Annotated in this window: 14 protein-coding genes and 1 pseudogene; 6 read left to right on the forward strand and 9 right to left on the reverse strand. The window is 59.9% G+C overall.

Annotated elements, in window-relative coordinates; genetic code table 11:
* Together J0I64_RS12290 and J0I64_RS12295 are read left to right on the forward strand one after the other, a co-directional pair.
* Positions 1-718 (forward strand): annotated as a pseudogene (locus J0I64_RS12290) (hypothetical protein); the annotation flags it as partial.
* Positions 705-1,340, forward strand: a complete 636-nt coding sequence (locus J0I64_RS12295; RefSeq protein ID WP_291408582.1) for an ATP-binding cassette domain-containing protein — start codon at positions 705-707, stop codon at positions 1,338-1,340. The pseudogene J0I64_RS12290 and the gene J0I64_RS12295, both read left to right, overlap by 14 nt.
* On the opposite strand, the gene J0I64_RS12300 is transcribed toward J0I64_RS12295, so the two are convergent.
* The gene (locus J0I64_RS12300) at positions 1,341-3,371 is read right to left on the reverse strand and encodes a hypothetical protein (RefSeq protein ID WP_291408583.1); all 2,031 of its coding nucleotides are present in this window, start codon (positions 3,369-3,371) and stop codon (positions 1,341-1,343) included.
* A 48-nt stretch (positions 3,372-3,419) separates the two neighbouring features.
* Positions 3,420-4,709, reverse strand: a complete 1,290-nt coding sequence (locus tag J0I64_RS12305; protein ID WP_291408585.1) for an adenylosuccinate synthase — start codon at positions 4,707-4,709, stop codon at positions 3,420-3,422.
* A 173-nt stretch (positions 4,710-4,882) separates the two neighbouring features.
* On the opposite strand from J0I64_RS12305, the gene J0I64_RS12310 reads away from it, so the two are divergent.
* The gene (locus J0I64_RS12310) at positions 4,883-5,830 is read left to right on the forward strand and encodes a DMT family transporter (RefSeq protein ID WP_291408587.1); all 948 of its coding nucleotides are present in this window, start codon (positions 4,883-4,885) and stop codon (positions 5,828-5,830) included.
* A gap of 7 nt (positions 5,831-5,837) precedes the next feature.
* Here J0I64_RS12310 and J0I64_RS12315 read toward each other — a convergent pair whose 3' ends face one another.
* From J0I64_RS12315 to J0I64_RS22635, 6 genes are all read right to left on the reverse strand, one after another.
* Positions 5,838-6,767 carry an aldo/keto reductase family oxidoreductase gene (locus tag J0I64_RS12315; RefSeq protein ID WP_291408590.1) on the reverse strand — a complete coding sequence of 310 codons (930 nt, stop codon included), beginning with the start codon at positions 6,765-6,767 and terminating at the stop codon, positions 5,838-5,840.
* Between the two features lie 135 nt (positions 6,768-6,902).
* Positions 6,903-8,489 carry a phosphoglycerate dehydrogenase gene (gene serA / locus J0I64_RS12320; protein ID WP_291408592.1) on the reverse strand — a complete coding sequence of 529 codons (1,587 nt, stop codon included), beginning with the start codon at positions 8,487-8,489 and terminating at the stop codon, positions 6,903-6,905.
* A gap of 90 nt (positions 8,490-8,579) precedes the next feature.
* Positions 8,580-9,761, reverse strand: coding sequence for a phosphoserine transaminase (locus J0I64_RS12325; RefSeq protein WP_291408594.1), 1,182 nt, complete (start codon positions 9,759-9,761; stop codon positions 8,580-8,582).
* Between the two features lie 442 nt (positions 9,762-10,203).
* Positions 10,204-10,983: an AAA family ATPase gene (locus tag J0I64_RS12330; protein WP_291408596.1), complete on the reverse strand. Its 780-nt coding sequence runs from the start codon at positions 10,981-10,983 to the stop codon at positions 10,204-10,206.
* Positions 10,984-11,477: 494 nt separating this feature from the next.
* On the reverse strand, positions 11,478-13,172 hold the full coding sequence (locus J0I64_RS12335; protein WP_291408598.1) for a hypothetical protein: 1,695 nt from the start codon (positions 13,170-13,172) through the stop codon (positions 11,478-11,480).
* 464 nt (positions 13,173-13,636) lie between these two features.
* Complete coding sequence (locus J0I64_RS22635) at positions 13,637-13,969, reverse strand: HNH endonuclease signature motif containing protein (RefSeq protein WP_366933740.1); 333 nt, start codon at positions 13,967-13,969, stop codon at positions 13,637-13,639.
* Positions 13,970-14,265: 296 nt separating this feature from the next.
* On the opposite strand from J0I64_RS22635, the gene J0I64_RS12340 reads away from it, so the two are divergent.
* Positions 14,266-15,117, forward strand: coding sequence for a hypothetical protein (locus tag J0I64_RS12340; RefSeq protein ID WP_291408600.1), 852 nt, complete (start codon positions 14,266-14,268; stop codon positions 15,115-15,117).
* Positions 15,045-15,308: a PAN domain-containing protein gene (locus J0I64_RS22640; RefSeq protein WP_366933741.1), complete on the forward strand. Its 264-nt coding sequence runs from the start codon at positions 15,045-15,047 to the stop codon at positions 15,306-15,308. The genes J0I64_RS12340 and J0I64_RS22640 overlap by 73 nt, the downstream gene beginning before the upstream one ends.
* Here J0I64_RS22640 and J0I64_RS12345 read toward each other — a convergent pair.
* Positions 15,238-15,648 carry a hypothetical protein gene (locus J0I64_RS12345; protein ID WP_291408602.1) on the reverse strand — a complete coding sequence of 137 codons (411 nt, stop codon included), beginning with the start codon at positions 15,646-15,648 and terminating at the stop codon, positions 15,238-15,240. The genes J0I64_RS22640 and J0I64_RS12345 overlap by 71 nt on opposite strands.
* 229 nt (positions 15,649-15,877) lie before the next feature.
* On the opposite strand from J0I64_RS12345, the gene J0I64_RS12350 reads away from it, so the two are divergent.
* Positions 15,878-19,862 (forward strand): MBG domain-containing protein (locus tag J0I64_RS12350; protein WP_291408604.1); only part of this gene is annotated, 3,985 nt, incomplete at its 3' end.

A 19,862-nucleotide genomic window follows, 5' to 3' on the forward strand; every position in this document is an offset into this window, starting at 1 on the left:
GGCGCAGCTGGGCTTTGCGCTGCCGCTGCTCTCGGTGCTGATTGATGGCATCGCCTCGGGCTTTGGTCGCGTTTTGGCACAGCCGACGTTCTGGTGGTCGCTGCTCACCAGCCTCGTCATCGGCAGCGCGTCAGCGGCGCTGACGCTGGTGCTGGCTCTGGCGCTCACTCTTGGACGAGCGGCGAGTGGGGTCAGGCCGGTACGCATCCTGCTTGGTACGCCGAGCTTTGCTTATCTCGCCGTGCCCGCCGTGGTGCTATCGCTTGGCTTCTTCCTCATCGTGCGCAATCTGGGCTTTGCGCCAGCACAGGCGGCGCCAATTGTGGTGATCATCGCCAATAGCCTTCTCGCCCTGCCCTTTGCCGTGGCCACGCTGGGGCCGCCGCTCGACGCCATGGTGCGGGCCCGCGGAAAACTCATCCGCTCGCTGGGCCTTTCCGGCTGGCAGCAGTTCTGGCAGGTGGAATATCCGCTGCTGGGCAAGGACATCGGGCTGATGCTCGCCCTCGCCTTCTGCTTCTCGCTCGGCGATCTCGGGGTCATTGCGCTTTTCGGTACGCAGGATTTCCAGACCCTCCCGCTGATGATGTTCCGCGCGCTTGGCGCCTATCGCAGCAACGACGCCGCCGCCATCGCCGCCATCCTGCTTATCGGCACTATCGTCGCCTTTGTCGGCCTGCCGCGCCTTTTCGAAAGGATCGCCCATGCTTCGCGCTGAGCACCTCGCCTTCGCCTATGGGGCGGAAACCCAGACCTACGACTTTTCTTTCGAAGCCGAAGCCGGCACCGTTACGGCCGTTTCCGGAGCCAGCGGCTCGGGCAAGTCAACGCTGCTCGATCTGCTGGCCGGTTTCCTTGCTCCCGAGAGTGGCACCCTGACGCTCGACGGCGCGGACCTCGTGCCCCTGTCGCCGGAAACACGCCCGCTCTCGCTGCTGCTGCAATCGGACAATCTCTTCGACCATTTGACCGCCCGCGAGAACGTCGCTCTGGGCCTGCCCAAGGGCATGGACAGGACCGAAGGACATAGCCGAGTGGAAGCGGTGCTGGCACGGATGGGTCTTGAAGGACTGGCCGACCAGGCGGCCACCCTGTCTGGCGGGCAAAAGCAGCGCGTTGCGCTGGCGCGGACGCTCCTACGCGACCGGGCTGTGCTGCTGCTCGATGAACCCTTTTCGGCACTGGATGACGAGACCCGCAAGACCATTCGCGCGCTGGTGGGCGAACTGACGGCGAGTGAGGGGTGGCACACCATTCTCGTCAGCCACCACGAAGATGACATCGTGGCGCTGGCGACACGCCATTATCGGTTGGAAAAAGGCCGGCTTACGCCGGCCTGATCACTTTGCCCAAGCTGCAAAGACTTCCTTGAACAGGGCCTGCGCTTCCGCATCCTTTTCCAGCGTCAGGATGGCATTGCGGCCAGTGCCGTAGACGATGGCCAGATCGAGCCAGCGGCGCGATTCAAGCAGCTGCGCGTTGGCCGTCTCGTCGGCCGGCGAGGCCGAGAGCGCGAAGAGGAAGCTGTTGCCCATCACGCGGGCAGACGCACCGACGAGCGGCGTGCCCGGAACCAGTTCCTCATTCTTGAGCAGGACACCCGGCAGGCTGGAAATCGAGCCACCGACAAAGGTGTCGTTGACCTTGAAGTTGACTTCCATCAGGTGGCTGGCCGGCAGGCTCGGGTCGGAATTCTTGCGGATCGTCAGCGAGACATTGAGATTGCGCGCCGGAATGCTGGCTTCGCCAACAAGGGTCGGCAGACCGATCTCATCTTCGCTCTTGCGCCAATCCACCGTGCCCGAGAACGGCACCGCACCGGTGCGGCCATCGGCAGAGGCTTCGAGCAGCAGCGACTGGCTGCCGGCAAGAACGGCCGGATCGACGCTGTTGGCCGGATCGTTAGCCGCGGCGGCAATGCTGGTATCGGCGCCCGAAAGACGTTCCTCGGTCTTTTCAGCACCATTGATCGAGGGCAACACGGCTTCGGTACCGTTGGGGGTGACCGCTTCCGGCGTCGCGTCGAGCCGCTCGTCGAGATCGATGCCCTGGATGGCCGTGGTCGGCTCGCTCGGCGTCGTCGTTGCAGTATTGCCGGGGCCCGTCGTGGTGTCGGGGGCCGCAGGCGCATCGAGCGTCGGCGTCGTCGGCAAGGGAGCTTCAGCGGTTTCGGTGATCGCCGGCTGGGCGCGGCCGAACATCTGGTCGAGATCGACATAGCCTTCGCGCCAAGCCCAGAAGCCGGCGCCGCCGGCACCAACCAGCAGCAGGGCGAAAACGATGAGGAAAATCGTCATGCCAGCGCCTGAGCGGCGTTCGCTCTCGGCAGCGTCGAACGCACCGGATTCGGCATTTTCGTCGGCAAGATCGCCCGCAAGCCTAGAGCGCGCATCGCGCTCGGGCAGCATTTCGGTGGGCTCGCCACGAGCTTCGCGGTCCAGCGTCTCGATGGCGCGTTCGATGGCACCTTCGGCTTCGCGCGTATCGGCGGGATCAACCTCGACTTCGCGTACGCTGGAAAGCGCCGTTTCGACCGGTGGCTCGGCAACCGAGATTTCGGGTTCGACGATGGCCTGACGCGCGAGCGCCCCGCTCGTCGATCCCATGGAGGGTTCGACGCGGGCAATCACCGGGGCAGCGGCAAAGCCCACATTGGCGGCCGTGCTGACGGCAGTGCCGGCATCCCGGCGGGGCAGAATGCTGGGGCGCTTGAGCGGCACAGGCGCGGGAGGGGGCTCAAAGGTTTCTTCCGCGACAGGCTCGGGCACGGCGGCGATTTCCGCCGGAGGCTCTCTACCGGGGATGAAGGGGGCCGATACCGGCTCCACATCGGCGCCGCTGACGCTGGCCGCCTGGCCGATGATTTCTTCGATCGAAAGCGGGCCGTCGTCCTCTTCAACGGTTTCGTCCGGCAGGACTTCGACCGGGAGTTCGTCCGATTCTGCGGCAATTTCCTCGACGACGACCGGCGGTTCGACGGGTTTGGGCGGAACAACCTCGACCGGCGCTACCACCACCGGTTTGGGTTCAAATACTGGTCGGGTTTCGACCACGGGGACCGGATCGGGTGCGCGCGGCGGCGGCGCGACGGGCACCGGTGTTGTCGCGGCGGGAGTCGGGCGCGATGTAAACAAGGCGTCGCGCCCGAGAGAGATGACAGCTTCGCTGGCTTCTTGCTCGACCTGACGGATGCAATCTTCGAGCTGCAGCCGGTGTTGCGTGATTTCGCGGGCCGGCAGAGGGGGCTGGATAGCCCGCAACTGTCCCACCAGAGCCGCACGCGCCTTCTCGTAAACTGCGCGTCGCGCAGCTCCATTATTCTCCGGCAGCGCCGAGATTGCTCGGCGCAACAGCTCCTTATAGTCCGCCATCGGCTACTGGGTACTCACAATTGCAGCGTCGTCTTTTAGCAAAAATTATCAGTCTTGGAACGGGTCAACTACCAAGATGGTGTCAGCGCGTTCCGGGCTGGTAGAAAGAAGGGCGACCGGGGCCCCGATCAGCTCTTCAATATAGCGCACATACTTGACTGCCTGCGCCGGCAGTTCCGCCCAGGAGCGAGCACCAGCCGTGGTTTCCGACCAGCCTTCGAGCGTCTCATAGATCGGCTTAACGCGCGCTTGTGCCCCCATTGAGGCAGGCAAATAATCAATCCGTGATCCATCGAGCTCGTAGCCGACGCAGACCTTGATCTCCTTGAGGCCATCAAGAACGTCGAGCTTGGTCAGCGCGATGCCGGTGATTCCCGAGGTCTTGACGGTCTGGCGCACCAGCACCGCATCGAACCAGCCGCAACGGCGCGGGCGGCCGGTATTAACGCCGACTTCCTTGCCGACGGTCGCCAGGTGCTTGCCGATCTCGTCATCGAGTTCGCAGGGGAACGGCCCTTCGCCAACGCGGGTCGTATAGGCCTTGGTGATGCCCAGCACATAGCCGATGGCCGTGGGGCCAAGACCCGAACCGGCGGCAGCCTGACCGGCAACGGTGTTGGACGAGGTCACGAAGGGATAGGTGCCGTGATCGTTGTCGAGCAGCGCACCCTGCGCGCCTTCGAACAGGATACGGGCGCCTTCGCGGCGTTTGTCGTCGAGCACGCGCCAGACCTGATCCATGAAGGGCAGAATTTCGCCGGCGATGGAGGTCAGCTCGTCATAGATCGTCTGCGCTTCGATTTCGGCAAGGCCGATGCCGCGACGCAGTGCATTGTGGTGGCTGAGGAGACGCTCGATCTTGGGCATGAGCGTGTCGGGTTCGGAAAGGTCGATGAGGCGGATGGCGCGGCGGCCGACCTTGTCTTCATAGGCGGGGCCGATGCCGCGGCGCGTCGTGCCGATCTTGAGACCGGAATTGGCGTCTTCGCGGATACCGTCGAGTTCGCGGTGCAGCGACAGGATCAGCGGAGCATTGTCGGCAATGCGCAGGATTTCCGGGGTGATGGTCACGCCCTGGCCGCGCAGCTTTGCCATTTCCTGGACGAAGTGGTGGGGATCAACAACCACGCCATTGCCGATGACCGAGAGCTTGCCCTGCACCAGGCCCGAAGGCAGCAGCGCGAGCTTGTAGCTCACCCCATCGATAACCAGCGTATGGCCGGCATTGTGACCACCATGGAAACGCACGACAACGTCGGCGCGCTCCGAGAGCCAGTCCACGATCTTGCCCTTGCCCTCGTCGCCCCACTGAGAGCCGACGACAACCACATTCGCCATAGTCCAGTCTTCCTCAAAAGAAAGCGTGCCAAAACCCGGCACGATGAAATCGGGCCGGCTGGTGGCAACACTTTACCCCAGTTATGGACACCGGTCCTCCCGGCCGCCCCGTCGGGTTTGATTGCGGCCGAATAACTGGTAAGTCCGATTGTCCTTACATCACCCAAGCGCAGATGACAAAGCCGCAGACCGATGAAAAGCGCGGCATTTCCGCCGGAATTCTTGATCAGCCTTATCTTTTGCTGGTTCTGGCCCCGCTTTTCTGGGGCGGCAATGTCATTGCGGCCAAGCTGGTCGTGGGCGAAATCAGCCCATTTCTGCTGCTCGCCTGCCGCTGCGTGCTGGCAACGCTGTTTATTCTGCCCTTTTCCTGGCGCTACCTCAAAGCCGACTGGGCCGAAGTAAAACGCACCTGGCCGGTACTGATGGCCTTCGGCATCATCGGCTACGCGCTCTTCAATGTGCTTCTCTATCTTGGGCTGACCATGACCACGGCGGTCAATTCGGCCATTGAGCAGGCCTCGCTGCCCATGCTGATTCTGGGCGCAAATTTCCTGTTCTTCCGGGTGCGGGCCAATGTCCTGCAAATCTCGGGTGTGTTGCTGGCGATTTTCGGGGTGATCCTGACAGCGACCCATGGCGATCCGCTGCGGCTCTTGCGCATGGACGTTAATCTGGGCGATGGCTTCGTCATTCTCGCCTGCCTTGCCTATACCGGCTACACACTGGCGCTGCGCTTCCGGCCGAAAGTGCACATGTTCAGCTTCATGGCCGTGTCGTTCTTCGGCGCGGCAACCGCGGCCGTGGTCATGCTGGCGCTGTTCAGCGGCGGTCTGGGTACGGTCTCGACGCTTGGCGGCATGTCGCTAAAGGTATGGTTGGTGATCGCCTATGTCGCGACCTTCCCCTCCATGTTCAGCCAGATCGCCTACGCCCGTGGCGTCGAACTGGTCGGCGCCAATCGCGCCGCGCCGAGCCACAATCTCATTCCGGTTTTCGGAACCTTGGGTTCGGTGCTGATCCTTGGCGAAAGCCTTGAGGGTTATCACTTCCTTGCAGCCGCAATCATCATCGCCGGCATCGTCCTGGCGGAGTGGGCGGCGCGCCGACGCGCCGCCTGATCTCGACTTACGGCAGCGTGTGGCCGGCGGCGCGGAAGAGCCGATACCATTCTTCGCGGGTCAGCGGCACGGACGAACCGGCGGCGCATTCTTCGACGCGCGACGGCTTGGTGGTACCGAGCACGACCTGCACATTGGCCGGGTGGCGCGTGATCCACGCAACGGCAATGCCGGTGGGCGTCACATTGTACTTGGCGGCCAGTTCGTCCATCGCCTCGTTGAGTTCGGCATATTCTTCGCGATCCCCGACGAAGACACCATCGAAGAAGCCCTTCTGGAACGGCGACCATGCCTGCAGCATCATGCCCTTGAGGCGCGAATAATCGAGCAGGCCATTGTCACGGCTGATCGACTGGTCGAGGCCGTTCATATTGGCCGCAACACCCTGCGCGAAAAGATTGGCATGGGTGATGCTGAGCTGGACCTGATTGAACAGCAGGGGCTGTTTTACCGCCGTCTTCAGCACCTCGATCTGGCCAGGCGTGTGGTTGGAAACGCCGAAATTGCGCACCTTGCCCGATGCCGCGAGCTTGTCGAAAGCCGACGCAACATCTTCGGGCTCGACCAGGGTATCCGGGCGATGCAGCAGCAGCACGTCGAGATAATCGATGCGCAGGGCCGCCAGCGACTCATCAACCGTCTGCAGAATGTGCTCGGACGAGAAATCGAAATAGCCCTTGCGGATGCCGACCTTGCTCTGGATCAGCACCTTTTCGCGCTGGGCTGCCGAGAGCGTTATCGCCTCGCCAAACCGCTCCTCGCAGCGATGGCGTTCGCCACCATAGATATCGGCATGGTCGAACACAGTGACGCCGGCATCGAGCGCCGCACCGAACAGGGCCTGGATTTCGGCGTTGCTCATCTTGGCAATGCGCATGAGCCCCAGAACGACACTCGATACGGAAAGATCGGTGTGGGGCACCTTGAAGGTCTTCATAAGAACCTCGGATTGTCTTTGGGGACTGGCGTCGACACGGCGACGCAGAGGGAACGCGGGAAGACTAACGCGCCCTGCCCAAAAAGAAAGCCCCGCCGGCAAAACCGGCGGGGCTCAAAATCACGGTAGGGGCCGTTACGAGAAGCGAACGGCCTTGGCCTGCTTGACGCCTTCGAGCGCGGCAATCTTGCCCAGCTGTTCCTCGGTCAGCGTGCCGTCGATGGAAACGAGCGCAATCGCATCGCCACCCACCTCGGCCCGACCGAGGTTGAAGTTGGCGATATTGATGCCCAGCGTGCCGAGCAGCGTACCAAGACGACCGATATGGCCCGGCTTATCCTCGTTGGTGACATAGAGCATGGACGGCGACAGTTCCGCTTCCATGTTGCTGTCCTTGACCTGGATGATGCGCGACTTGCCATTGGCGAAGATCGTGCCGCCAACACCGCGCGTCTGGCGCTCGGTGGTCACGGTCAGGCGGATATAGCCTTCGTAGGCGCCCTGCTGGTCGCGGGTCGTGGTTTCAACGGTAATGCCGCGATCCTTGGCGATCTGCGGGGCCGAAACCATGTTGATGTCACCCAGCGACGGTTTTAGCACGCCATTGATGGCGGCAGCGACCATTGGGCGGATATTGAGGCCGGCCGGAGTACCTTCGAATTCGATCTGGATGCCCTTGATCCCCGTTTCGGTGAGCTGGCCAGCAAAGGAACCCAGCGCCTCGGCAAGCTTCACCCAGGGGGTGATGATCGGAGCTTCTTCCGCCGAGATCGACGGGAAATTGAGCGCATTGGTGATTTCGCCGGTCATCAGATAGGCGGAAATCTGTTCGGCAACCTGCAGAGCGACGTTCTCCTGGGCTTCGGTGGTCGAGGCGCCAAGGTGCGGGGTGCAGATGACGTTGGGCAGATCGAACAGCGGATTGTTCTCGGCCGGTTCAACGAGGAACACGTCGAGCGCAGCGCCGGCCACATGGCCCGACTTCAGCGCGTTGTAGAGGGCTTCCTCATCGATAAGACCGCCACGGGCGCAATTGACGATGCGCACGCCCTTCTTGGTCTTGGCGAGGTTTTCAGCATTGAGAATATTGCGGGTCGCATCGATGAGCGGCGTGTGCAGGGTGATGAAATCGGCGCGGGCGAGCAGGTCATCGAGCTCGACCTTTTCGACACCCAGCGTCTGGGCGCGTTCCGGGGTCAGGAACGGATCGAAGGCGATGACTTTCATGCGCAGGCCAATGGCGCGGTCAGCAACGATCGAACCGATATTGCCGGCACCAATGAGACCAAGGGTCTTGTTGGTGACTTCAACACCCATGAAGCGGTTCTTTTCCCACTTGCTGGCGCGGGTCGAAGCGTCGGCTTCCGGCAGCTGGCGAGCAAGCGCGAACATCATGGCGATGGCGTGCTCGGCCGTGGTGATCGAATTGCCGAAGGGCGTGTTCATCACGATGATGCCCTTCTTGGTCGCAGCCGGAATATCGACATTGTCGACACCGATACCGGCGCGGCCGATGACCTTCAGATTGGTCGCGGCAGCGATGATCTTCTCGGTGACCTTCGAAGCCGAACGAATGGCAAGACCATCGTACTGGCCGATGGCTTCAAGGAATTTTTCTTTGTCCTTGCCGAGATCGGGCAGGTAGTCGACCTCGACGCCATTGTCCTTGAAAATCTGGACGGCGGTCGGGCTAAGCTTATCCGAAACGAGAACTTTTGGCATTTTTGGACTTTTCCAATTTGAATGCGGCTGCAGGTCAATCAGCGCCGCGGGAATGTGGGGAAGTGCCCCGCCGCATGGCGGGGCCAAAACTCAGGCGACTGCCTTGAGCGCGGCCTTTTCCTGAGCGAAAGCCCAGTCGAGCCACGGGGTCAGTGCAGCAAGGTCGGAGGCCTCAACCGTGGAGCCGGCCCAGATACGCAGACCTGCCGGAGCGTCCTTGTAGGAGCCGAAATCGTAACCAACGCCGAGTTTGTCGAGACGGGCAACGATGGCCTTGGCGAAAGCGGCCTGACCGTCATCGTCGAGCGCGGTGATGTCCGGATCAACGATCGAGAGACACACGGAGGTATTCGAGCGCTGATCTGCATTCTTGGCGAGGAAGGCGACCCAGTCTGTCTTCTCCACCCAGTCAGCCAAGGTCTTGAAATTGGCATCGGCACGGGCCTGCATGGCCTTCAAGCCGCCAACCTGCAGACCCCACTGCATGGCATCGATCGCGTCTTCGATGCAGAGCATCGAAACGGTGTTGATCGTTTCGGCCTTAAAGATGCCTTCGATCAGCTTGCCGCCCTTGGTCATGCGGAAGATTTTGGGCAGCGGACGATCAGGCTTGAAAGTTTCGAGACGCTCGACGGCGCGCGGCGACAGAATGAGAATGCCGTGTGCGGCTTCACCACCCAGCGCCTTCTGCCAGGAGAAGGTGACGACGTCGAGTTTCTGGAAATCCAGCTTCTGCGCAAAAGCAGCCGACGTCGCGTCGCAGATCGTCAGACCTTCGCGGTCCGCCGGGATCCAGTCCGCGTTCGGCACGCGCACGCCCGAAGTGGTGCCGTTCCAGGTGAATACCACGTCACGGTTGAAATCGACCTGCGTCAGATCAGGCAGTTCGCCATAGGGGGCTTCGAGCACGCGAACGTCATTGAGCTTGAGCTGCTTCTGCACGTCGGTGACCCAACCCGCACCGAACGACTCCCAGGCGAGCATATCGACGCCCCGAGCGCCGAGGGCGCTCCAGAGGAACATTTCGACCGCGCCAGTATCGGAAGCAGGAACGATGCCGATGCGATAGTCGGCGGGAACTTCGAGCAGTTCGCGGGTCAGGTCGATCGCCTGCTGAATGCGTGCCTTGGCCGGCTTGGCGCGGTGCGAACGACCGGTCAGCGCGCCGGCGAGCGCTTCAACCGTCCAGCCTGGACGTTTGGCACAAGGACCCGACGAAAAATTGGGGTTAGCCAGTTTTACCGCCGGTGCGGTCAGGGGCGTATCAGCCATCTCAAGCGGCCCTCCCAGGCCTATGCGCCTCGCGTTAGGGCGAGGTGTCCTGAGGCGGGACATAGCCGAAAGCCAAGAAAAACACAAGAGCCTTGGTGTTTTGCGAAAGATGTCAGGGAAACCAAAACCTACCCACTTGGGAGTCCATCCCGAAGCAGTTTCCCTAATAGATTCAACATTCGTAACCGGATATCAGTTGACGTTTCATGTCGCTAAATGGCCAGCTCGGCCGGCTCATGCTCCTGAGCTATGGGTCATCTGCGAAAAATACAATGCTCGGAGTTTTCGCACAGTTGTGTCTTGGGCCAGCGGGCTCGCCCAACTTATCCGGCCGGGATTCGGGCACTAAATAGTGCGGCAGGAGGCAGCTCAAAAAGAGAGCGCCTCACCACGCTGGATGAGGCGCTCTGGTCTGAGGATACGCAAGCGGCGAGCATGCCCCTCAGTGCACGGTCATGGCGTCCCATGGCTTCTGGCTCGCTTTGGGCAGCGGCACTCCCAAGGAGCATCGGCGTTCAAGCTCATCTCGATTATCGGCGAGTAGCCGCATGGAGCGATCAGCAGCCGCTTCGATGTGAGCGAGACACCTGACATCGCTTTCACTGCCTCGCACTCGTCCGCTCAAGAGGCCGCGGGCGCCAAAGCCGAGGCGAAGTTCAATCGCCTCGGCCAGTGCCGACGCCTGCGCGAGATCATCCTCTCCCAGCACGGAAGCATGGCCCAGCAGCATTTCTTCCGCGAGCCGGCCGGCAACCAGAACGGCTAGCTGATCTCGGAGATCCACTACGGTTGGATAGGCTGGCCGGTTGTCGATCCGGACATTGAGGATTTCAGCCACCAGCGTGCGCCCGCTGGCATAGATCGTCGCCCGCCTCAGATCAGACGATGAGAGACCTTCCAGCGGCTTCTCGACTTCTCGTACGACGTCCTCGAAGCTGACTTGCCGCTCCTGGCGGCGGGCGATCGCGGAAGCACGACGCGTGAGGGACTCGAGGTCAGCCCCAGAATATTGAGGCGTCAGCTCACTGAGCTCGGTCAACTGCTCTGCGCTTAGCGCGCCGCCGGTATAGTGCGCGATGATCTGCCTTCTATCGACCGCGTCCGGAAGCGCAATGTGCACGTGTCTCTCTATGCGGCCCGCCCGCAGCAATGCAGGATCTATCCGATACGGAAAGTTGGTGGCGCCGATGATGATGACGCCCGGAACCGTGAGGGCCTCCATCGAAAGCTTTTTTGGCGTGCTCCAGAACAGCCTGTTCCACGTCTCAGACGAACTGGTCGACGGGCCTATCACGTGACGAACACTACCGGCAGCGCACTCACCCTTCCTACCATGTCTGGGATGGCGGCAAGGCTTCCCACGCTCGTGAGGCGCAGGCGACCGTCCAGGCAGGATTTGAGCAACTCGAGCGCGCTCGCGGGGAACTGCTAACTCTCGTTCGGAGGACCTACGTCGAGAAAGACATAGCCGCGGCCAACGCCGTTGCTTTCAACGCTTATCTAAGGCATCACGAGTACCGAGCCGCCTTCCGCGGCTGACTCCAGCAGGCACAAACCCTGCGGTCGCTTATGCGCCCCGTATCGGTCGTTTAGAGACGAATTGCGGAAGCTATACGCTGCCCACAATGCGCTGACGGCTTTGGAGAGTCAGTCGCAGTGCCTTAGACTGTCTGTTGGATTCAATTGATGCTTCCGGCCACGCGGAAGAGCATCGCTTCAGGTCATCTCTGAATAGAAACGTTTCACGGCGTCGTTGGACTCGTCGCCTGGAAGGATACTGCGTCGGAAGAGCCAGCGGGCGTTGAAGTAGTCCTCGAAGGAAGCGTGTGCAAATCGAAAAAGCATTTGTTTCGTGTGGCGGTCCCTACCGGCAGGGACGACGACCGAGTGCAGCGCCAGTTCTGTTGGCCCCACACCGTCTAACCTCACGCGACGAAGAACGCCGTCGATTTCATCGCGCGACAGATATCCAAGGTTTCGGACTTCGTTACTGCCGCCCGTCATGGCCGCCATGTACTTTTCATTGATTGCTGAAGCGATCTCTTCCATGGCAAGAAAGAGCAAGCGGAGAGTTTCGTCGAGACCTTCGCGCTGCAAGAATTCGAACGGCCGATTGTAGCCCCCCGAATACCTATCTCGCTCGAACTTCATTGTGAAATAGCTCTCATAAAGGTCGCACAAACGTTTTGGTGACGCACGACTATGCCAAATATCCTCTGCAAGCATGCCAAGGAATAGTGGACGCCGCGGGATGTCGCCGTACGCCTGTTGATAGTTCCCGTCTGCTACCAAAGCCTGTAATTCAAGATATTCTGACGATGGCATCCCGGCCTGCTTTTCGCTAAAGCTCTCCAGGAATTGCCCGATAAGTTCGTCGGTCCACTCGTCCAAATCCAATACTTGAAAGAGATCGTTCTTAAGTGACTTTGGGTTAATTGTGAACTCACGTTCTCTCTGGTCGACAAGTTCCGAACGTACAGAAACTAGCACTGGCAAACCAGCATCAATGGCACCGCCCCAAAGGGCAGCGAGCTTGCTGGGGTTGTTCGAAAACGGACTTTCATCGATAGCGTCGATGAGGAGAACCCAATCGTCGGAATGCTTAAATTCCCTGCGAAGCGTATCAATCGCAAGCGACGACGCTAAATCGCTAAGGTCAGCATCTTCCGGTACGAACGAGCCAAGGATTTCCGCAAGAAGCCCGTAGCCCGATCCAAAGGCCTCAGTATCCTTAAGGTCAGCGGCACGAAGGTAAATAGGGCGAATGTCACTTCTCAGTAGTAGGGCGCTCGCAGCTAGGAGGGCGCTGGTTTTGCCGTACCCAAAGCTTCCCTTCAGAAGTATGCGCGGAGGCTTCCGGTCTTTGCCAAACTGTGTTTGGGGGCGGTCATTGCGCTCGTTCCTAACGAGTTCCGAGAAGTAATGCGACGGATTACTTCGGGTCATGTCAGCGAACTTAAACGGGACATCGGAAAGGTAGTCGACCACAGCCAGATTGTCGGCGTGTTCCTGAGCAGACTGTTCCTGACGTTGACTGGCCCACTGGCGGAGGCAGTTCACCACCACTTCTTCAAGTGTGCTGATAATCTGATTGAAGTCTAGAAGCCGTGCATCCGTTACCTTTCCAGACGTTACAAGATGGTCAAGCTGGCACTGAATTTTATTGCGGTGCTGAGAGTCGATTACGGCGCGATTTAATGCAAGCCAATAGCTTTCTACTTGCGGACCACTCGACGAGTATTTTGCAATCTCCTGCAAACACTGTTGCAGCTGCGAATCGCCAAAAATCGGCTTTTCGAAACCCTTGCATTGCACAACGAGCCGGAGGTTTCCCGCCTCACCAAAGTCAACAATATCACTTCCGAGCCTGTCTAACTCCCCTAATCGGCGAGTCTCAAACAGGTCGGGCATGAATGGCCCAAATAATTCCAAGAACAGCCTCGCGAAATCGTCGCGCGAACTTTCTTTTATAGCTTTCTTGACCCACTTAAAGTTGCTAATTTATCGGATCCTGCTGGATTTGTATTGCCCTATATAGGCAAAGACATAACTTTTTAAACTTGACGTAGAGATTTTGCAGCCGCGAGAGGCGCAAAAGGAACATGAGCCGAGCATCTTCAGTCAAAAGCACACGCGCCGTCTACTCTCACATGCTCTGTTGCTGGTCGATAATCGCAAATACTGGCGTCGGATATGCCGCAAGCAGGCTCTCGCCATTTAGGCCCTGTGAGCCGCAACCGCGCTCTCGTGACAGCTGCCAAGTTTGCTTGCCCGATCCAGACGGCAGCAGAGGGGTGGGTGGAAAACAGTCCGGCACCGAGGTTGACCACCACTTCGCGCCCCATTGCTGCCATTGTGGCACCGAGCGCGGCCTCTCAAAAGCGGACATCAGGGCCTGCAGGCTTCTGACCTTTGCTACTACGAGAAGCGATCCATCGCCCTGAGGAAAGTCGATTACGCACAAGCTCTCGGTACTCCTCCGGTGCGAGTGGCAATTTTCGCCGGTGACGTCGGTTGTTGCAGAGCCAGCAAGCAGCCACGATGTTTTCGAGAACATCTTTGCCCCCATCGCATCGCGCGCGAAGGTGTTCCGCGGTGCACCTGGCTGGATCATTGTCCGAGGCTGGCAACATCGGGCAGCCACAGTACCAGCATTTCCCGCCTTGGTTGTCGCGGGCTTTATCACGCAGTTTGTTGAGCTTTGGCATGGCACTTCCAAGATCGATGACGATCCAGAAAGTTGCTGCGGCCTGTAAAGGCACCCCTGCACTCGGCCGCTATAGACGGGCAACGGACGGGGCATATACCCGACCCTGATGTGTGCAGAAATAGGTTAGCGGCTGGAGATGCAACGCGCAAGTGCCGGCAAGGCGCCCCATTTCGGTCATTGGACTGCCCTTGGCTGCTTCCCGAAAGCGGACACTTTTCGATCTGAAATATCGGGTCGATAAACGGCAATCTCTTTCCCCGGGGCGCGCAAAATTTCCAGTGAGACCAAACGCCTATGTTGGCGGCCGGGCGTTCAACTGCTTCTATGCTCTTACTGGGGGATAAAATGCATTTCTTGCTGTCACTGGTGCTCGTCTTGGCGATGACATTGCTGCCCGCTGCTGCCGATGAGCGGATCGGCGCCTTCGTCATTTCCGATGAAAGCCAATCTGCGATCATGCTCGACGGCGATATAGGCGTAGGCACGCCGCTCGAGTTTCGCCGCGCGTTTTCGCTGCGTCCTGATGCCAAGGTCGTCGTGCTCTCGAGCGCTGGCGGCCTCGTCGCCAGCGCCCTGATCATCGCCGACGATATCCACGCAAAGGGGCTGAGCACGCTTGTCCCCGACAGCGCCCGCTGTTTTTCGGCCTGTGCCTTCATTTTCTTTGCCGGCAAGGAGCGCCTCGCCGCAGGTCAGCTCGGGGTTCGCCAGATGTGGTCCGAGACGCCGGACCCCTCGGGCGTTCAATCCTCGGTGTCCGACATCCTTGAAGTGCTCACCCGTTTCGAGGCGCCCACTGAGGTGTTTACGCGCATGTCCCGCACGCCGAGCGAGGACATGTATGTCTTCACCCAGGCCGAGCTCGATGATCTCGGCATCAACAGGATCGGCAAGGGCCTCCGCGGCAAGACCGATTATGCAGCCCTCGCTGCGCTGATCGAGCCGGAAACCGATAATCCGAAAACGCACCCGCCGACCGAAACCAGTGTCGGAGACGACACTCTGCGGCTCGCTTTTTACGAAGGGCTCGATTTTATGGGCAGGACATTTCGTCCGAGCGGGAGGCCGATGTCGTGGCCTGCGCCGCTTCGTGCCTTGGCAATCAGCAGTGCACCGCATTCACCTTCAATGCCAATCCCACACTGACGCGCGGGCCGAACTGCTTTCTCAAGAGCGGTATCGACAGACTCGAAGGCTATGCCGATGCCCTATCGGGCGTATTCCTGCCTCCGAGGATGTCGACAGCGCCGACATTTGAGATCGGCGTCATCGACCCCACCGTCGAAGTGCTGCCACGCACCGATTTACTCGGCGGCGATCTGCAGTCCTCACCCTAGCCGGGCGTCGATACGCCGGGCGAATGCCGCATGGCCTGTTCATCTCCGCCTCACTACTGCCCCGCGAGGTGCCCGATGTCGCAGCCAGTAGCGAATAGTCAAAGGCCTGCCCGAACTCGTTCTTGGCGATGTAGTGGTCGGCGAGCAGCACACCGGCATCGGTGTCGCCCAGCTTCAGGCCGGTCATGAGGTTGTCGAAGGCGAGCGCGGCGTTTTCCGGCTGGCCGAGATAGAACTTGCCGATGGAGGTGACGGCGACGCTCTGCCCGTCCTGCGCCGCCTGGAAGAGGTAGCCGAGCCATTCTCTGCCTACATCTATTTGGCAGGGATGAGAGATCAACCGACTTATGGGGGGGGGGCTGAGATTCGACCAGGATTCGATGAAGTCTAATTATTCAAGAACTTCGAAATTAGAGCGGCGCGCATATTGCTGCTTGAGCCTATAGTGATCCTCAGCGAAGTTGTGCTATCCAAATTTCTGAAGCGATTAAGATTTCTTGGCGGCTGCTAGATTCAGCTCTAAGGTAAGGGCAGGTCGAGGCTTTTGAGCTGAGATGTGGGGGGCGGCCATGGTTGAGCATGGAATCGGGGCTGATTGGCTTGGCGGCGCAGTGCGGCGTCTGGTTGCCATGCTATTGATGACGACACCGCTGGCGCTGCTCGGTGGGGCGACGGTTGAGGCGCAGTCGCTGCCCGAGGGGGGTATCGTCAGCCAGGGCCAGGCCACGATCAACGCGTCGGGTGCGACGTTGACGGTGACACAGAAGTCGCAAAACGCGATCATTGCCTGGGACAGCTTCTCCATCGGTAATGGAGCGACGGCCAATTTCATCAACGGCAACGGCGCAACTCTAAACCGGGTTACCGGACATCTCCCTTCGACCATCGACGGTGCGCTCTCGGCTACTGGCTCGGTCTATCTGATCAATCCAGCGGGTGTGGTGGTAGGGACCAGCGGCGTGGTCAGGACCGGCGGGTCCTTTGTTGGCTCGACGCTCGATATCTCCGATGCCAACTTCTTAGGCGGCGGCGACCTGACGCTCAGGGGCCTCAGCAATGCGGCAGTCGTTAATCTTGGCCACATTGTCTCGGCCAGTGGCGACATTATCCTGAGCGCGCGTCGGGTAGAGAATGCCGGCGTCCTAGATGCGCCCGAGGGTGCGGTGGGGTTGCTTGGCGGCTATGAAGTGCTGCTGAGCGACCAGGATGTCGGCAACGGAAAGTTTGCGGTCAAGCTCGGTGGCGATGATACCAGTGTATCGCATTCCGGCACCATTGAGGCGGCGACGGCCGAACTTCGGACCAATGGCGGGAATGTCTTTGCGCTTGCCGGTAACACCGCTGGGGCAATCAAGGCTACGGGGGTCAAGAAGGAAGGGGGGCGCATATTCCTCACTGCGGGCGAAGGTGGCACCGTCGCGGTAACGCAGGATTTAGTTGCGCGCCAGGAGGCCCCGGCTCCGGAAGTCCGCACAGCGCCGCAGCCGGTCGACAGACCGAGCCATTTGGGCGGGAAGGTGTTCATGTCTGGTGGCGAGGTGACGCTCGGCGGCAATATAGACGTTGCCGGCCACAATTCCGATGGCGGCACAGTCATCGCTACTGCAGGCTCAGCGCTGACGTTGGCGCCGACGGCGACAATCGATGCGTCAGGCGCCAATGGCGGGTTGATCCTGCTCGGGGGCGATTACCAGGGCGGAGCGACCGCGATCCGCTATTCGAGCGACGCTATCAGCACAGCGCAGACCACAACGGTCGCCCAAGGCGCGACAATCCGCGCCGATGGCGTGACCGGTGTCGGTGGGCGTGTCGTTGTCTGGAGTGATCAGCATACCGACTTTGCAGGAACGATTTCCGCGACCGGCGTGACGCGCGGCGGTGACGCCGAGGTTTCGGGCATGGCCAGTCTTTCTTACAGAGGCCTTGCTGATTTATCTTCGGGCTCAGGAAACTTCGGTAACCTGCTGCTTGATCCTTACAACATCACGATCTCTAGCGGGCAAAACAACGGTCTTTCGGGGTTTACTGCGACTGGCAATGACAGCGTAATCAACGCGTCCCATCTCATCGACCAACTCGCACTTTCCAACGTTACTGTGAGCACTGGCGCTGGCGGTGCTCAGCAGGGCAGCATCACGGTCGCAGCGCCTCTGGGATGGTCGGCCGGAACCGTGCTGACTCTGAGTGCTTCGGGCGATATTTCGATCAATGCGCCGATTAGCGCAACCGGGGTCTCTGCGGGCCTCGCGCTGAATTCCGGCGGCAATTACACCCTAGGCGCTGGTGCGTCCATAACGCTACCCGGCTCCAGCTCGACATTCAGTGTCAACGGAAATGCATTTGTGCTGATCCGTAATGTGGATCAGCTGCAGGCGATTCAGCTTAGTAGTGCCACTGGGCGCTATGCTCTGGCGGTTGACATCGATGCGTCGGCGACATCGGCCTGGAACGACGGAGCGGGCTTCACGCCAATCTTGAGGGGGGGCTTGTGGGGATTCAATGGCGAGTTCCACGGCCTGGGCCATGCCATCACCGGCCTTACGATTAACAGGCCCGATCAAACTGGTGTCGGGCTGTTCGCAAGTTTAGATGGTGGCAGCGTACGCAATGTCGGTCTCGAAGATGTTGACATCGTCGGCAAGAGCTTTGTTGGCGGCCTTGCTGGCTCATCCCACTCAAGCACGATCTCATCCAGCTACGTTACCGGAAAAGTGCATGGAACGAGTTCAGTTTATTCCCAGACCGGCGGACTTATTGGAAGGAGCCAGCAAGACACCATCCTTTCAAGCTATTCAACGGCAACTATATCCGGGTCCGGGTATGTCGGTGGCCTGGTGGGCAACGCTAATCTTGGGACAATTTCGAACAGTTTTGCAACCGGCGCTGTAACAGGTAGCTACATTTACGTTGGCGGCCTGGCTGGCAAGGCCGAAGCAACGGCGGTCAACTATAGCTACGCCACCGGCGATGTCTCTGGAACAGACGACGTCGGGGGCTTGTTTGGCGCCTATACCCATTACGTCATGGCTGGTGGTGGATATGCCCGCAATACTGTTACCGCATCATACGCGACTGGCAACGTAACAGGGGAGTGGCGCGTAGGGGGACTCGTCGGCTACATGACGGAAGCTACGCTCTCGTCGAGCTATGCCAGCGGGAATGTCGTCGGCGAAGTTTACGTTGGGGGCCTGATTGGCTACCACTCCAATAACCACGTCTTCACGAGCTATGCCAGAGGAGCGGTGCAGGGTGATCGGTTCGTAGGGGGGCTCATAGGCTATTATCATTCCGGTTCGGCTGTGATGAATTACGCCACCGGTGCGGTGACAGGGAACACTAACGTTGGGGGGCTTTTTGGAGAAACGGCACCGATTTCCTCAACAATGGTCGGAAATCGGTGGGATAAGGAGACAAGCGGCCGCAGCAATGCAACCGGCAATAACGTATTTCTTGATGGCACCAGGGTGGTCGGGCTCACGACAGCCCAAATGCAGGACATCGCAAATTTTGCGACGAACTATGCAGGTTGGGATTTTGTGAGCACCTGGATCCCGCCTAACAAGGCTGGGCAGGGCGGGGACAATGTGGCCCATTATCCCGAACTCTACGCGCTCTCCCGCGCGGTGGTGACAAGTGTTGCCAGTACCACTGTTACGTACGGAGAGGGCAGCCGACCTGACTTCGTTGTGTCATCTTTCGGCGGATATCATTCCGCAACAGGCAAAACACTTTACAAGCTTGCAGAGGAGGCAGTTGACCCAGACGACATAATTGCCAGCATCGTTCTTGCCGATCCAAACCCTGGCGGGATAAGTACCAGCGGTCACGATAATGCGGGGACGTATACTATCTCTCCCGCGGCCACCAACAGCCCAATAGTTTCAAGTACGGGGATCGATTATCGGTTAGTCGTCCTTCCGGGAACTTATACGGTCGAGAAAGCAGCACTAGCTGTCACTGCGGTTGGTCAGGATAAATTCTACGATGGCACGACTGCAGCACAGGTAGTGTTCTCAGATAACCGCATCAGCGGCGATATTTTGACTATCGCTAGAACCGCTGCGTTCAATGGTAGCGACGTCGGTGTGAACAGGTCGGTGAGCGTGAGCAATATCGCGCTATTCGGCGCCGATGCAGCAAACTACACGGTCAACCAATCCACCACTGCAGTCGCTTCCATCACGCCGCGAGCGATCACGATCACGGCGGCTGCCGGGCAGTCCAAGATCTACGGCAATGTTGATCCGACACTGAACTATACGATCGGTGGGCTGGGGCTAGTGTTTGGCGATACGCTGACGGGCGCTCTGGCGCGCGCCGCCGGTGAAACGGTTGGGGACTATGCCATCGGGCAAGGCTCGCTCGCCGCTTCGGGCAATTATGCGCTGAGCTTCACAACGGGCTCGACGTTCGGGATCACGCCGCGAGCGATCACGATCACGGCGGCTGCCGGGCAGTCCAAGATCTACGGCAATGTTGATCCGACACTGAACTATACGATCGGTGGGCTGGGGCTAGTGTTTGGCGATACGCTGACGGGCGCTCTGGCGCGCG

The sequence above is a fragment of the Devosia sp. genome (assembly GCF_017307565.1).
GTDB lineage: Bacteria > Pseudomonadota > Alphaproteobacteria > Rhizobiales > Devosiaceae > Devosia.